The sequence below is a fragment of the Roseovarius salis genome (assembly GCF_044472985.1).
Classification (GTDB): Bacteria; Pseudomonadota; Alphaproteobacteria; order Rhodobacterales; family Rhodobacteraceae; genus Roseovarius; species Roseovarius salis.
Window position 1 is genome coordinate 94,798 of sequence record NZ_JBISDG010000004.1, and the last position, 14,627, is coordinate 109,424.

Here is a 14,627-nt window from a genome sequence, read left to right on the forward strand (position 1 = left end):
TCCTGATGATTGCGTGAATCCAACGAATTGTAACACCGCCAAGCCCCCTTTTCGACGCCCGTGGGCGGTGCTAGCCATGAACGAGGAGTTGAGGACCATGACCCGCGAGACAACAGATACCGCCGCCATGACGATGGCGGGCCTCAACCTCATACAGCAGGCCCTGTCGATATACGACCGCGACCTGCGGCTTGCCGTCTGCAACCACCGTTTCCAGGAGATGTTCGACCTGCCCGACATGCTCGTGACGCCGGGGGCGCGCTTCGAGGACACGATCCGGCACCTTGTCACGCGCGGCGAATATGGCCCGGTTGACGATATCGAGGAGGCGATCCGCGCCCGGGTGGAAACCGCGCGGGCGTTCAGACCGCACTACATGGAGCGCACCCGCGCCAACGGGCGCACCATCTCGGTCGAGGGCTCCCCGCTGCCCGAGGGCGGGTGGGTGACCGTCTACACCGACATCACGCGGGTCAAGCGGCAGGAGACGCTCCTTCGCGCCCGGTCCGAGGAATTGTCCGACCAGCTGCTGAGCCATTCCGAGGAACTCGCCGCAACCAACCGCCAACTGGAGGCGACGATCACGGCGCTGGAAGAGGCGCAGCGCCGTCTTACCGCGTCCGAGGCACGTACCCGCCTGACGACCGAGATGATGCCCGCCCACATTGCCCATGTCGGGGCCGATCGGCGATACACCTATTCCAACCGGCGGCTGAGCACGATCATGCCCGGCTCGCGCTCGGATATCGTGGGACTGCCCATCGAGGACGCGCTCGGGCCCGAGGCATACGCGGCCATCCGCGAGCGTCTCGACGCCGCGTTTTCCGGCAGCCCCTCGGTTTTCGAGTTCACGCACGACCCCAGCTCGCGCCGGATTCGCGTGGCCTTTACCCCCGACGACGACCAGGGCGGTGTCTATATCCTGTCAATGGATGTCACCGAAGAGGCCCAGACGCGCGCCGCCCTGCAGCAGACCCGGCGCCGCGAGATGGCCGCGCAGCTGACCAGCGGGCTTGCGCACGACTTTTCCAACCTGCTGACCATCATCCTTGGCATGCAGTCCAAGCTGCAACGCCTCGATCTGCCGGACGAGGCCGGCGGCCTGATCGCCGGCACCGTTTCGGCCGCACGGCGGGGCGGCAGCCTGCTGAACCGGATCGCGACGATGACCGGCCCCCGCGAACACGAGCCGCGGCCCACGAACCTGGGCATTTTCCTGCGCGATCTGGAAACCATGGCGTTGTCCACCATGCCGGAAGGTGTCCGCCTGTCGGTCAACAACCTGACGGCGGCGGCCGCCTACCGGCTCGACCCCGGCATGTTGCAGGACTCGCTTCTGAACCTCGTGATCAACGCGCGCGATGCCTGCGGCGCGTCGGGGCGGATCACGCTCACCGCGCGGGCGGTGCGCGACACCTGGCTGGAATTCACCGTAGAGGATACCGGGCCGGGATTTTCCGCGCAGGCGCTGGAAAACGCGCTGGCGCCGTTTTTCACCACCAAGGGCGGCGAAGGCTCTGGATTGGGGCTGGCGATGGTGTACGACATGACGAAGCTCGCAGGGGGGCGCGTGCACCTCGGCAATTCCGACACGGGCGGGCGCGTGACGATACGCCTTCCGCTCAGGCAGGCAGAGGCCGAAAAGCGGCCGGGCCTCGTGCTGCTGGTCGAGGACAGCCCCGACCTGCGGGACACGATCCGCGGAATGCTGCGGGACTCCGGCCACAGCGTGATCGAGGCCACCACGGTCGAAGAGGCGCGGATGCTGATCGCGCAGTTGCCCGAGATTTCCGCGATCCTGTCGGACATTTCCCTTGAGGGGAACGAAACCGGGCTCGACCTGCTCGAAACCCTGCCCCGCGACCATCCACCGGCCTGTCTGATGACCTCTCTGCCGCCCGACGACCCGCTGCACAAGGCGGCCGTCGCGCGCGTTCCAGTGCTGCGCAAACCCTTCGCCGCGGCGGAACTTGCCGGCATCCTCGGTTCGGCCACCTTGGACGGGGGCGGATCGTGACCGCGCCCCTGATCGCCATCCTCGATGACGAGCCGGCAATCCGCGCGATGCTGTCGGACGCGCTGTCGGAGGCGGGGTTTCGCACGATGGCCTTTTCCCGTGCGACCGAGTTCGAGGCGGCGATCCGCCAGACACGGCCGGATATCTGCCTTGTCGACCTCTCGCTGCCGGACCGCGACGGGTTGACGCTGGTGCACCGGCTGGCGCTGGAGCAGGGGGCGACGGTGATCATCATCTCGGGCCGGGCCGAGGTGCAGGACCGCGTGACCGGGCTGGAACTGGGCGCCGACGACTACATCATCAAGCCGTTCGATCCCGCCGAGGTGGTGGCCCGCATTCGTGCCCGCCTGCGGAGAGACACAGCCGCCGCGCACACCGGCGACACCGCCCGTTTCAACGGCTGGACCGCCCATTTCGACCGCTATGCGCTGGAAGACGAGAGCGGAACCGAAACACCCTTTTCCCAGGCCGAGGGCGAAGTGCTGCGGCTCTTCCTCGAACGCCCCAAGCGGCTCATCTCGCGACAGGCGATGCAGGAGGCCCTCGGCGGGGCGGCCGGCGAGAGCTTTGACCGGGCGATGGATGTCCGCATTTCCCGCCTGCGCACCAAGCTGCGCGAGGATCCCAAGAACCCGCGCCTGATCAAGACGATCTACGGCGCGGGATACATCTTTCTCGGGGACGTCACGTGGCGGTGACGCCCCCCTACTCGGCCGCGACCGCCGCCGGATCGACCACCTCGACACGCACGGCCGAGAACTTGAACTCGGGAATCTTGCCGTAGGGATCGATGGCAGGGTTCGTCAGGATGTTCGCCGCCGCCTCGACATAGGCGAACGGCATGAACACCATGTCCGGCGCGACCGCGCGGTCGGCGCGCACCATGATCTCGACCTGCCCGCGCTTGGTGACAAGCCGCACGCGCCCGCCCGGCTCCACCCCCATCCGGCGCAGCGTCGAGGGATGCATGGAACAGCTCGCCTCGGGCTCCACGGCGTCCAGAACGCTGGCCCGCCGCGTCATCGACCCGGTGTGCCAGTGTTCCAGCTGCCGGCCCGTGGTCAGGATCATCGGGTAATCGGCGTCGGGCACGTCGTCGGGCGGTATGATGCTGGCGGGGGTGAAGCGGGCGCGCCCCTCCGGCCGGGGGAACCCGTCGCCGAACACGATGGCCTGCCCGGGGTCCTCGGGCGAGGTCGAGGGATAGGTGACCGCGTTCTCGCGCTCAAGACGCTCCCACGTGATATTGTCTAGCGACTTCATGTTGAGCTTCATCTCGGCGAACACGTCCGCCGGGCCGTCATAGCGCCAGTCGAGCCCCAGCCGCCGCGCCAGTTCCACGGTGATCGCCCAGTCCTGCCGGGCCTCGCCCGGCGGCGACACCGCCGGCCGGCCCATCTGTACCTGCCGGTTGGTGTTGGTCACCGTGCCCGACTTCTCGAAGAAGGCGGAGGCCGGCAGGATGACGTCTGCATAGTTCGCGGTCTCGGTCAGGAATATGTCCTGCACCACCAGATGGTCCAGCTTGGCCAGCGCGTCGCGGGCATGGTCGACATCCGGGTCCGACATGGCCGGGTTCTCGCCGAGGATGTACATGCCGCGGATGTTGCCGGCATGGACATCGTCCATGATCTCGGTGACGGTGAGTCCCTTCTCGTCACTGAAGTCACCGGAATTCCAGACCTCGGCAAAGGCGTGCCGCACCCCGTCATCGGTCACCGACTGGTAGTCGGGCAGGAACATCGGCACCAGCCCGGCATCGGAGGCGCCCTGCACGTTGTTCTGCCCCCTGAGCGGGTGCAGCCCGGTGCCCGGACGCCCCACATGCCCGCACATCAGCGCGAGGCTGATCAGACAGCGCGAATTGTCCGTTCCGTGGATGTGCTGTGACACGCCCATGCCCCAGAAGATCATCGCCGATTTCGCCCCGGCAAAATCGCGCGCCACAGCGCGCAGCGTTTCGGCCGGGATGCCGCAGATATCCTCCATCTTCTCGGGTGCGAACTGGGCGAGGTGCTCCTTCTCGGCCTCCCAGTTCTCGGTGAATGCCTCGATGTACTGCTGGTCGTAGAGGCCCTCCTCGACGATTGTGGCCATCACCGCGTTCAGCATAGACACGTCCGTGCCCGGCTTGAACTGCAGCATGTGGGTGGCAAAGCGGCGCAGGCCCACGCCGCGCGGGTCCATCACGATCAGCTTGCCGCCGCGCTTGGTGAACTGCTTGAAATACGTCGCAGCGACGGGGTGGTTCTCCACCGGGTTGGCGCCGATCACGATGGCCACGTCGGCGTTCTCGATCTCGTTGAAGGTCGCCGTCACGGCGCCCGAGCCCACGTTCTCGATCAGCGCGGCCACGCTGGAGGCATGGCACAGCCGCGTGCAGTGATCCACGTTGTTATGGCCAAAGCCCTGACGGATCAGCTTCTGGAACAGGTAGGCCTCCTCGTTGGTGCACTTGGCGCTGCCAAAGCCTGCCACCGATTTTCCGCCATAGTCATCCTTGAGCCGCTTGAGGCCGCGCGCGGCGGCATCCAGCGCCTCGTCCCAGCTCGCCTCGCGGAAGAAATCCTGCCAGTTCGACGGGTCCACGTTCAGCCCCTTGGCGGGCGCGTCCGCGCGCCGGACCAGCGGCTTGGTCAGGCGGTGGTCATGGTGGATGTAGTCGAAGCCGAACCGCCCCTTGACGCAGAGGCGCCCCTCGTTTGCCGGCCCGTTGATGCCGTCGACATACTTTACCTTGTCGTCCTTGACCTTGAGGCTGACCTGGCAACCCACGCCGCAGAACGGGCAGACGCTCTCGACCTCGCGGTCGTAATCGGCACTGTCGCCGACCTGATTGTCGTCGACGACCGTGGCCTCCATCAGCGCGCCGGTGGGACAGGCCTGAACGCATTCGCCGCAGGCGACGCAGGTGCTCTCGCCCATCGGGTCGTCGAAATCGAACACAGGGAAGCTGTCATGCCCGCGGCCAGCCATGCCGATCACGTCGTTGACCTGAACCTCGCGGCAGGCCCGGACGCACAGGTTGCACTGGATGCAGGCATCGAGGTTGACGCGCATCGCCACGTGGCTGTCGTCCAGCAGCGGAACCCGGTCCTTCTCCATCGCCGGAAAGCGGCTGCCGGCCACCCCGTTGAGCGCCGCCATGTCCCACAGATGGCTCGACTTGTCGTGCGCTTCTTCCTGCGCAGGCTGGTCGGCCAGAAGGAGTTCCATCACCATTCTGCGCGACTTCTCGGCGCGTTCGGTATCGGTCCTGACGACCATGCCGTCCTTGGCCTCGCGGATGCAGGAGGCGGCAAGGACGCGCTCGCCCTCGATCTCGACCATGCAGGCCCGGCAGTTGCCGTCGGGGCGATAGCCCGGCGCGGGCTTGTGGCACAGATGCGGGATCTTCAGACCGCGGCCATTGGCCACTTCCCAGATCGTCTGCCCTGCCTCGGCCTCGACTTCCTTGCCATCCAGTGTGAATCGGATCGTTTCGGACATTGGCGCGCCTCCTTTGCCGGACATGTTACACCATCTAGTCAAACGATGGGGTCCACCAATCCCGACACCTGCATGCGGATTTGCGCCACCATCGCGGCACGGCGTTTCCAATCGGTTACATCCCGCCGGCCACGGGGGCCGCATACCGCTTTCAACTGGGCACGCCGGGCGCTAGTGTGCCGCCCGAACTGCGGATGAGGGCGAGCGTGGCGGAAATCGTACTGGTGAGACACGGGCAGGCGAACAGCCATGCCGCGGACGAGGCCAGCTATGACCAGCTATCGGATCTGGGGCGGAAACAGGCGCGCTGGCTGGGCGCGCATTTCCGTGCCACGAACCCGCATTTCGACCGTGTCATCACCGGCACGCTGACCCGCCAGGCCGACACCGCGCACGCCATGGGCTACCGGATAAACGTGCAGGACCCGCGGCTGAACGAGCTGAACTATTTCTCGCTGTCCGCGGCGATGGAGGCGCAGCACGGTATTCCCGCGCCGCGGGACGCCAGTGAATTCGCCCGCTACCTGCCCCAGGTGATCGACCACTGGACGCGCGATGCCATCGACGGCGTGCCGGAACGGTTCGGTGATTTCGCCGACCGTGTGACGGCGCTGATCGAGGAGCTCTGCGACGGGCACGGACGGGTGCTCGTCGTCACCTCCGGCGGTGTGATCGGAATGGTCATGCGCCATGCCTTCGGGCTGGAGAACGGCGGCATGGCCAAGGTGATGCTGCAGGTCATGAACAGCTCGCTGCACCGGCTGGAATACGTCCACGGAATGCTGATGGTGGGCACGTTCAACGCCACGCCGCACCTCGACGCGCCCGACCGGGCGCATGCGCGAACATTCATTTGACGGAGACGGCCATGACACATCTGTGGGTGCGCGCGGAACAGCGCCCGAACGAGGAGCGGACAGGCCTCACGCCCGAGGGGGCGGGGGCACTGGTTACCCGGGGGGTCCGGGTGACGGTGGAGGAAAGCGCCACGCGCATCCTGCCGGCGGGCGACTATGCCGCGGCGGGCTGCGATATCGCCCCCGCCGGCAGCTGGCCCGACGCGCCGCGTGACGCGATCATCTTGGGGCTCAAGGAACTGCCCGATGACGGCACGCCCCTGCCCCATCGGCACATCATGTTCGGCCACGCGTACAAGGGTCAGCACACCGGGCGGCGGCTGCTGGAGCGGTTCAAGGCCGGGGGCGGCACGCTCTACGACCTTGAATACCTCACCGACGGCGACGGTCGGCGCGTGGCGGCCTTCGGCTACTGGGCGGGCTATGCCGGCGCAGCGGTCTCGCTCAAGGCATGGGCCGCACAGCGGCAGGGCGGGATCTGCCCGCCGGTGGCGACATGGCCCGACAAGGAGGCGCTGTTGTCCGAACTGCGCCGCGACCTGGACGCGGCGGGCGATGCACGGCCCACGGCGATCGTGATCGGTGCGCTCGGCCGGGTCGGCACCGGTGCCGCGGACCTTTGCGAGGCCATGGGCATCGCGCCGACACGGTGGGACATCGACGAAACGCGCCACGGCGGCCCCTTTCCGGAAATCCTCGCCCACGACATCTTTTTCAACTGCATTCTCGCCCGGCCGGGCACGCCTGTCTTCGTGCCGTCCCCTGCGCTGACCGCAGAGCGCCGTCTGACCGTGGTGGGCGACATTGCCTGCGATCCCGACAGCGACTACAACCCGGTGCCGGTATACGACCACGCCACCAGCTGGGCCGCGCCGGTGACGCGGGTCCATGACGATCCGCCGCTCGACATCATGGCGATCGACAACCTGCCCTCGCTGCTGCCGCGGGAGTCGTCCGAAGACTTCGCGGCGCAGCTCTTGCCCTCGCTGATGCGCTTGGACAAGCTGGATTCGGGGGTCTGGGCACGCGCCGAGGCAACTTTCCGCAAACACATCGAGGAGGTATGAGCATGACGATCCACTGGTGCGGCACCGGCCTTTCGGCCATTCCCGGCCTGCGCCGCCTGATCGGGGCGGGCCATGACGTCAAGGTTTGGAACCGGACCGTCGAAAAGGCGCGCGAGGCGGTGGGCGATCTCACCGACCGGATCGCCGTCTTCGATTTCGACGCGCTGTCGGCCGAAACGCAGGAGGGCGACGTGGTGGTGTCGATGCTGCCCGGCGACTGGCACGTGCCGCTGGCAGAGATGTGCATCAACAAGGGGGCGCATTTCGTCTCGTCCTCCTACATCTCGCCCGAGATGCGCGAGCTGCATGCCAAGGCTCTTTTGCGCGGGGTCTGCGCGGTCAACGAGGTGGGGCTCGACCCCGGCATCGACCACCTGATGGCGCATCACCTGGTGGATGATTACCGCAGCTCGGATGCCTACGACCCCGAAAACGACCTTTCCTTCACGTCCTATTGCGGGGGAATCCCGAAGCATCCAAACCCCTTCCGCTACAAGTTCAGCTGGTCGCCGCTCGGCGTTCTCAAGGCGCTGCGCTCGCCCTCGCGGTCGATCCGCAACTTCACCGAGCTGGAGGTCGCCCGGCCGTGGGACGCCATTTCCAGCTACACCGCGCCGCTGCCGGAGCCAGAGACCTTCGAGGTCTATCCGAACCGCGACAGCATCCCCTTCATCGAGGATTACCGCTTCGACCCTTCCTGGCGCGTCAAGGAATTCGTGCGCGGCACGCTCAGGCTGAACGGCTGGTCAGAGGCATGGGCGGATGTCTTTGCCGAGATCGAGACGTTGGAGGGCGAGGCCGGCGAGGCGCGGCTGCGGGAAATGTCGGACCAGTTCTGGCAGGAGAACGCCTATGAGGATGGCGAACCGGACCGCGTCGTGCTGTGCGTGTCGCTGAAGGCGGAGCGCGAGGGCCGCACCGTCTGGCACAAGACCTATGTCATGGATGCCTGGGGCGACGCGCGCGGCACGGCCATGGCACGGCTGGTGTCGATCCCGCTCTCGATGGTGGTCGAGGCGGTGCAGCACCACGAGATCCCCGCCGGTGTCACCCCCGCGCCGCACGACCCGAAACTCGTCAAGCGCCTGCTGGGAGAGGTCGACCGGCTGGCGCAACATCTACAGGTCGTGGATCACCTCTAGGGGCCGTGCCTGCCCGGTGACGCGGTGAAGCTCTCGGCCGAGTGCAGGAGCGTCATGCGCGCATTGACCGGGCACGCACCGTCCCGCGGTGCGGTTTCCAGCAGTGCCGCAACAGCGTCGTGCAACCCCACCAGATCCGCGCGCCCCAATCGCGGCACGTCATCGGCCCCGCCCTCGGTCACACCGTGGGCGCCCAGGATTTCAACCTCTTCGGGCAACAGGTCCAACAGGTATTCCAGGCTATCCAGGTAGTCCGGCAGGGACGCCCCCGGCGTATGCGCGTAAAGCTCGCCGGGATAGAGGAAATCCGCCGCGTATAGGCGGGCGCGCGCCGGTTCCCAAAGCGAGACCGAGTCCGGCGAATGGCCGGGTGTATGCAGCACCTGCACCCGCCGCGCCCCGATACGCAGGAAATCACCCGGCCGCGCCCGGCCCGCGACGCGCAGAACGGGGGGTGCCACGCCCTCGTAATGGCCAAGATGCATGGTCTCCGGCGGGATAAGCCGCCCGTCGCGCTCGGCCGCGCGCAGACACGGCAGATCCGCGACCAGCAGTGGCCCCGCTGCCTCGGCGCCGCCGAGGTGGTCGAAATGCATGTGCGAAGGAAACGCCCGCACACGGGACGGCGCGTGCCGCGCCAGCACCGGCGCGATCGGGCGCCGACCCGACCCCGTGTCGAACAGAAGAGCCTCCTCGCCATCCCGGAGCAGATAGCACCACGTCTTCTGGTGATAGGCCGGCTCGCCAATGGCCAGTGTCCCGGGATCGAGCCTGCACAACGCGAACCACCCCGCGCACCAGGTCAGCCCCGGCGCAAGCGAAATATCCGAGACCCGGCATTCCAGATCGCCTGTCATGTCCGGGACGGTCCCGCGCTTGCGCGCGCCGGTTTCATCCCCGGCGCACCAGATCGTCTTCCTCCTCCACCACCGAGATACCCAGCTCGTCCAGCCCGTTCTCGAGGTGATCCGAAAGATGCGGCGAACCCAGAAGGTAATCGGCCGTCGGCGTGGTCGCCTCCTCCGCCGCCGTCCTCTTGGCCTCTTCCAGCTCGTCGGCGCCGAAACTGCCCCGTCCGATCCACATCAGCGCCACAAGGCTGGCCTGCTCCTCCTCGGTCAGCCTGTCGATGAAACCGCGCAACTCTCCCTCGGCGCGGTCGAGTTCCCGTGCCATCAGGATGACCTGCGCGATCTTGTATGTGCTTATGTCGAGCATCGCGTGTCTCCCGTTCCCATGTACGACGGCCAGTCTTGCCACCAAGGTTAAGGGCAAACCTTGATCTTACGCAAACAGCCTGTAGTAGGCCCAGTTTGGCAGAACCCGCGACAAGCGGAAGACAAGGCTGAAAAGACGCGGGAAATGCCGGTCAAAGGCGGTCTTGCTGCGCATCAGCGCCATCATCTCGTCGGCGGCCCGCTCGGGCGACATCAGGAAGGGCATGTGAAAGTCGTTCTTGTCGGTCAGGCGCGTCTTGATGAAACCGGGATTGGCGAGCTGCACCCGCACCCCCGTACGCCAAAGATCCGCGCGCAGGGTCTGGGCCAACGACATGACGCCGGCCTTTGACGCGCCGTACCCCACGGCGCCGGGCAGGCCGCGGAACCCCGACAGCGATCCGGTGATCACGACATGCCCCGCGTCACGCTCGACCATGCGCGGCACGACGCGGCCCAGCACCCGGAATGCGCCGGTGAAGTTCACGTCGGCCATAGCCACACCGTGATCGAGGTCCCATTGCTTGGCCGACATCGGCCAGTAGACGCCGGCGAGAAACACGATGCCATCGACATCGCCCGCCTCCTGCACGGCCTGTGCAACGCTGTCGTCGTCGCGCACATCCATCGTGACGACACCGGCCTGGCCGGGAAGATTCTCGGCCAACTGCTCGAGACGGTCACGGTTGCGCGCGGAAAGCACAAGGTCGGCACCTTCCGCGCTCAGCCGCGCCGCGAGCGCCGCGCCGAGCCCCTCGCTCGCCCCGACCAGCCAATAGCGTTTGCCCGCAAACCCCGTCAAACCGTATCCACCCGCCGCATCGTTGCCACCAGCTCGGCCACCTTTATGCCGAACTTCCTGAACTGGCTGCGATTCACGATAACCCCGTTCGGCGCGAGATACATCCAGTCGGTCACGCCAAGCACGTGGCCGCCGGCCTCCTCGGGCAGGCGGATGCGATAGCTCAGCTTGACGGCCGCACCTTCCTGCTGGCCAAGCCCCGTTCCCACCAGATCGTCCGCGTCGGCACGGATATGCCCGTCATTACCAAGCTCGAGCCGCCATTCCCGATCCTGCGTGTTGCCGCTGTCATAGAGGAAATGCTCGCGCATGATCCCGCGGTTGCCGTCCCATTCTGCCTCGAAGTCCCCGACGAAACGCGAGGCGACGCGCCCGAGCGGACCGTAAATGACCCCCTCGCACTTGATCGGCCCGCGCAGATGGGCCCGCAAGTCGATCCGCGGCTCCTGCCCGGCGTAGTCGGCTGTCGTTTGCGCCGCGAAACCGGCGGTGCGCTGCCAGACCACCACCCCCGCCAGCGCGGCGAAAACCCCGAACACGAACCATAAAAGCCACGTCATGCGGGCACACCCCTTTCTCCGAAACGCGTCGTGGCCAGGAACCCGATCGCCATCAGTTTCAGCACGCAGGGCAGCCCGCCATAGAGCAGGCTCAGCAGCCACAGCGCACCGGCGGAATTGTCTGCGCCCGCGCGAAAACCACCCGCCTCCAGCAGGGGCAGAAGCGTCACCGCCGCCAGCGCCAGCGTGAACTTGGAGACGAAGGACCACAGCCCGAAAGCCTCGCTCGCCCCGGGCGATACCGCCTCCATCCGTCGGGCGAACATGGCAGGCAAAAGGGTCATGTCCGCGCCCACGGCGGCGCCGGACACCACGCAGATGATCCCGAAGGCCCAGACATCGCCCGCGCCGAGCGCAACGGCCCAGCCAAAGGCCGCGATCGCCATGACCATGGCCCATAGCAGAACGCGGCGTTCCCCTGCCCGTTCGGCCAGTCGGCCCCAGACGGGGGCGGCGGCCGCCGCCGACAGGAAGAAGATCAGCAGGAAGGGACCCTCCAGCCCCGGCGCCTGCAACCTGCTTTCCACGAAGAAAAGGAACAGGGTCGACGTGACGGCGACCGGCGCCGCGTTGACCAGAGCAACCAGCAGCAGCCGCCGCGCGACCGGATCGCCCAGAACCTCCCAAAAACCCGCGCCGCCGCCGATCCGCGCACCGCGCCACTCGTGCCGCATCGCGAGCACGGCACCGGCCGCGAGCACGGCGAAGGCCAGCGCGAATATGCCGTAACCGCCGATCAGAACCGGCGCGACAGCAGCCGCGCAAATGCCCAGCAACGCCCCGGTCTCGCGCCAGCGTGCAAGCCTTAGGTGCCCCTGCCCCGTCATTCGTCCGGCAGAGGAAACGCCTTCGGCATAGAAACAGATCGTGAGATAGCTGAATCCAGAGAAGATCAGCGTCATCATGACCGCGAACCATGCAAGCGGGGCGATCGGCGGCGTGACCGCGAACAGGCCGACCATGGCCGCCGCCATGACGCACACCCCGATGGCGACCGATACGCCCCGCCGCGCCTGCAATGCCGCGGCGAGCCTCCCCAGCAGGGGGTCCTGCACGACATCCAGAAGCCGCAATCCGAACAGAACCGTGCCGAGCGCGCCGAGCGACACGCCATGCGCATCCACGTAGAACTTGGGCGCATGGATATAGAGTGGCAGGCCAGCCGCCGCCAGCATGGCGGCGAACACCGCAAAGGCGGGAAGACGGGGCGCGGCATTCATCGGCTGACCTGTTGCGTCGGCGGGGCGGGACGGGCGCGGAACCGGGCGCCTTTCCACCAAAGCTTGAGCGCCTGCCAGTGGATGAGCGCCAGCACCCGGCGGGACCCGAACGGCCGCCGCAAACAGGCCGTCAGCAAACCCCGGCTCGTCAGGGGCTTGCGTCGGCCCACGAGCGTCGCCGTCACGCCACCGTTTCCGCCGGTGAAGTCGATCCAGATGCCGATCCTGTCGGCGCGCAGGTCGAATCGGAACTGGTAACGACCTTCGATCCTCTGGAACGGCGAGACGTGAAAGATCTTGTCCGCCGTCAGCCTGTCCCGGGCCGTGATCGGGGCGAGGTCGTCACGGTGGCAAAGATACGAATGTCGGTCGCCATAGGTGTTGGTCACCTCTGCGATCACCAACGGCACGTCGCCCTGTTCGTCCCTGCAAATCCAGAACGCGACCGGGTTGAACACGTGGCCGAGGACACGCGGCTGCGCAAGCAGTTCTATCCGCGCCGGGGCCGGCAGGCCGCGCGCCGCGAGCACCTCGCGCACCCACGCCGCGCCACGCCCCGCGCCGGGCGGGCCGCCGTGATCGACATCACGCACCGACACCGGGGCGCGGCGGTTGCGGCCGAACCCGGCCGGCCCCTGCACATCTGCCTCTGCATCCAGAAGCACGTAGTCGATGCCGTAGCGGAACGCGTTGTCCACCGCGCCCTTGCGGCCGTGCCATGTGTGGCCGGGGATATGATCGACAGACGTCATTCCGCCGCCAGTGCGACGGTGTCGCGCGCAAGGATCGCCTCGGCGGCCTCCAGCCCGGTCGACAGACCGTCCTCGTGGAATCCGTCGCGCAGCCATGCGCCGCAGAACCATGTGCCGCGGGCGCCGTTCATCTCCCGCACCGTTCGCTGCGCTTCGAGCGCGGCAAGGTCGTAGACCGGATGGCTGAGCGTGACCTGGTCATAGATCAGCTCCTCGCGGATCGGGCGGTTGGAGTTGAGCGTCACGAAGTGCGGATCATCCCGCGGAATGGGCTGCAGGCTGTTCATCCAGTAGGTGATGTCGATCTGGCCGTCACGCTTTGCCGGGCTTTCGGAGTAATTCCACGACGACCAGACCGCCCGGCGGCGCGGCATCACGGACGTGTCGGCATGCAGCACCACGTCGTTGGGCTGGTATCGCACCGCCCCGAGCGCCCGGCGCTCCGCCTCGGAAGGGTCGGCCAGCAGCGACAGGGTGACGTCGGAATGGGTGGCAAAGATCACCTCGTCGAAATGCTGCCAGTCGGCGCCGGGCACCCGCACCGATACACCCTGCCCGGTACGCCGCACCGCCTGAACCGGGCAGCCCAGCCGCACCTGCGCCCCATGGGCGCGCAGGGCCCGCCCCAAACGCTCGACATATGCAGTCGAGCCCCCGGCCACGGTATACCACTGGTGCTGCCCGTCATAGCTCAGCAAACCGTGGTTGTGCAGGAAACGCACCATCGCCTGTGCCGGAAACGCCTCGACCTGCCGCGTCGGGGTGGACCAGATCGCGCCCGTCAGGGGCAAAAGGTAATAGTCGCGGAACCACCGGCCCATGCCAAGGGCATCGAGAAACGCACCGATGGTGAGGTCGGGATGCGCGCTGGACATCTCGACAGCACGGGCGTTGAAGCGGAATATGTCGCGCAGCATCGCCCACATGAACGGGTTGGCGGCGTTGCGCTTCTGCGCGAAAAATGCCCCGGCGCCGCGCAGGCCGTACTCGACCCGGCCACCCCGGACAGACGCCCCGAAGCTCATGTCGCTTTGCGTGACCGCAACATCGAGCTCGTCGAATATCCGCGAAAGGTTGGGATAGTTGGCGTAGTTGAAGACGATGAACCCGGTATCGACCGGCTGGTCGCCCCGCTTGCCGGCCATGACGGTCCGCGCGTGACCGCCCAGCCTCGGTTCCGACTCGAACAGCGTAACATCATGTGTCGGCGCGAGCGCATAAGCTGCCCCCATCCCCGAAACCCCCGCGCCAATCACGGCGATCTGCTTGCGCATCGGCGCGGCACTTTCAAACGGCATTATTCGACTGACCCGCTTCTTGTTGTTGCAATCGGGGTGGTTACGCACCCCGCAAGGGATCGGATGACAATAAAAATTGTTGCCCTGCTGTGATCCGGCCGTGAACGCCGGGCGTATCTCGATCATGTACAATGGTGACGCACCGTTCGATGACCTGCTGGTCTCGCCTCGTCCAACCGGTCATGTTACCCGGGGGCGGCGGCAAC

The 14,627-nt window shown here is 66.8% G+C and carries 13 protein-coding genes; 5 read left to right on the forward strand and 8 right to left on the reverse strand.

The window, feature by feature from the left end:
• Positions 1-97 precede the first annotated feature (97 nt).
• Positions 98-2,017 (forward strand): hybrid sensor histidine kinase/response regulator, encoded by a 1,920-nt coding sequence (locus ACH13J_RS02540; RefSeq protein WP_397541736.1) that lies wholly within the window; start codon positions 98-100, stop codon positions 2,015-2,017.
• The gene (locus ACH13J_RS02545) at positions 2,014-2,715 is read left to right on the forward strand and encodes a response regulator (RefSeq protein WP_397541737.1); all 702 of its coding nucleotides are present in this window, start codon (positions 2,014-2,016) and stop codon (positions 2,713-2,715) included. The genes ACH13J_RS02540 and ACH13J_RS02545 overlap by 4 nt, the downstream gene beginning before the upstream one ends.
• A gap of 7 nt (positions 2,716-2,722) precedes the next feature.
• Here ACH13J_RS02545 and fdhF read toward each other — a convergent pair whose 3' ends face one another.
• A complete protein-coding gene (gene fdhF, locus ACH13J_RS02550; protein WP_397541738.1) occupies positions 2,723-5,506 on the reverse strand; it encodes a formate dehydrogenase subunit alpha in 2,784 nt (927 codons plus the stop codon).
• A gap of 206 nt (positions 5,507-5,712) precedes the next feature.
• On the opposite strand from fdhF, the gene ACH13J_RS02555 reads away from it, so the two are divergent.
• The 3 genes from ACH13J_RS02555 to ACH13J_RS02565 are packed head-to-tail and all read left to right on the forward strand — an operon-like array spanning position 5,713 to position 8,572.
• Positions 5,713-6,363 carry a histidine phosphatase family protein gene (locus ACH13J_RS02555; RefSeq protein WP_397541739.1) on the forward strand — a complete coding sequence of 217 codons (651 nt, stop codon included), beginning with the start codon at positions 5,713-5,715 and terminating at the stop codon, positions 6,361-6,363.
• 11 nt (positions 6,364-6,374) lie between these two features.
• Positions 6,375-7,430, forward strand: coding sequence for a saccharopine dehydrogenase (locus ACH13J_RS02560; protein ID WP_397541740.1), 1,056 nt, complete (start codon positions 6,375-6,377; stop codon positions 7,428-7,430).
• A gap of 2 nt (positions 7,431-7,432) precedes the next feature.
• Positions 7,433-8,572 carry a saccharopine dehydrogenase C-terminal domain-containing protein gene (locus ACH13J_RS02565; protein ID WP_397541741.1) on the forward strand — a complete coding sequence of 380 codons (1,140 nt, stop codon included), beginning with the start codon at positions 7,433-7,435 and terminating at the stop codon, positions 8,570-8,572.
• On the opposite strand, the gene ACH13J_RS02570 is transcribed toward ACH13J_RS02565, so the two are convergent.
• From ACH13J_RS02570 to ACH13J_RS02600, 7 genes are all read right to left on the reverse strand, one after another.
• Positions 8,569-9,429 carry an MBL fold metallo-hydrolase gene (locus ACH13J_RS02570; protein WP_397541742.1) on the reverse strand — a complete coding sequence of 287 codons (861 nt, stop codon included), beginning with the start codon at positions 9,427-9,429 and terminating at the stop codon, positions 8,569-8,571. The genes ACH13J_RS02565 and ACH13J_RS02570 overlap by 4 nt on opposite strands.
• Before the next feature lie 34 nt (positions 9,430-9,463).
• Positions 9,464-9,790, reverse strand: a complete 327-nt coding sequence (locus ACH13J_RS02575; RefSeq protein ID WP_397541743.1) for a DUF3775 domain-containing protein — start codon at positions 9,788-9,790, stop codon at positions 9,464-9,466.
• Between the two features lie 66 nt (positions 9,791-9,856).
• Positions 9,857-10,591: an SDR family NAD(P)-dependent oxidoreductase gene (locus ACH13J_RS02580; protein WP_397541744.1), complete on the reverse strand. Its 735-nt coding sequence runs from the start codon at positions 10,589-10,591 to the stop codon at positions 9,857-9,859.
• A complete protein-coding gene (locus ACH13J_RS02585; RefSeq protein WP_397541745.1) occupies positions 10,588-11,151 on the reverse strand; it encodes a DUF3833 family protein in 564 nt (187 codons plus the stop codon). The genes ACH13J_RS02580 and ACH13J_RS02585 overlap by 4 nt, the downstream gene beginning before the upstream one ends.
• Positions 11,148-12,371: an MFS transporter gene (locus tag ACH13J_RS02590; protein ID WP_397541746.1), complete on the reverse strand. Its 1,224-nt coding sequence runs from the start codon at positions 12,369-12,371 to the stop codon at positions 11,148-11,150. Before ACH13J_RS02590 ends, ACH13J_RS02585 begins: the two co-directional genes overlap by 4 nt.
• Positions 12,368-13,123 carry a DUF1365 domain-containing protein gene (locus tag ACH13J_RS02595; protein WP_397541747.1) on the reverse strand — a complete coding sequence of 252 codons (756 nt, stop codon included), beginning with the start codon at positions 13,121-13,123 and terminating at the stop codon, positions 12,368-12,370. Before ACH13J_RS02595 ends, ACH13J_RS02590 begins: the two co-directional genes overlap by 4 nt.
• Positions 13,120-14,421 (reverse strand): FAD-dependent oxidoreductase, encoded by a 1,302-nt coding sequence (locus ACH13J_RS02600; protein ID WP_397541748.1) that lies wholly within the window; start codon positions 14,419-14,421, stop codon positions 13,120-13,122. Before ACH13J_RS02600 ends, ACH13J_RS02595 begins: the two co-directional genes overlap by 4 nt.
• Positions 14,422-14,627: the final 206 nt, after the last annotated feature.

Coding starts and splice junctions, on each gene's coding strand:
- ACH13J_RS02540 (WP_397541736.1), top strand. CDS start 98: ATGACCCGCGAGACAACAGATACCGCCGCCATGACGATGGCGGGCCTC.
- fdhF (WP_397541738.1), bottom strand. CDS start 5,506: ATGTCCGAAACGATCCGATTCACACTGGATGGCAAGGAAGTCGAGGCC.
- ACH13J_RS02560 (WP_397541740.1), top strand. CDS start 6,375: ATGACACATCTGTGGGTGCGCGCGGAACAGCGCCCGAACGAGGAGCGG.
- ACH13J_RS02565 (WP_397541741.1), top strand. CDS start 7,433: ATGACGATCCACTGGTGCGGCACCGGCCTTTCGGCCATTCCCGGCCTG.
- ACH13J_RS02570 (WP_397541742.1), bottom strand. CDS start 9,429: ATGACAGGCGATCTGGAATGCCGGGTCTCGGATATTTCGCTTGCGCCG.
- ACH13J_RS02575 (WP_397541743.1), bottom strand. CDS start 9,790: ATGCTCGACATAAGCACATACAAGATCGCGCAGGTCATCCTGATGGCA.
- ACH13J_RS02585 (WP_397541745.1), bottom strand. CDS start 11,151: ATGACGTGGCTTTTATGGTTCGTGTTCGGGGTTTTCGCCGCGCTGGCG.
- ACH13J_RS02590 (WP_397541746.1), bottom strand. CDS start 12,371: ATGAATGCCGCGCCCCGTCTTCCCGCCTTTGCGGTGTTCGCCGCCATG.
- ACH13J_RS02595 (WP_397541747.1), bottom strand. CDS start 13,123: ATGACGTCTGTCGATCATATCCCCGGCCACACATGGCACGGCCGCAAG.
- ACH13J_RS02600 (WP_397541748.1), bottom strand. CDS start 14,421: ATGCCGTTTGAAAGTGCCGCGCCGATGCGCAAGCAGATCGCCGTGATT.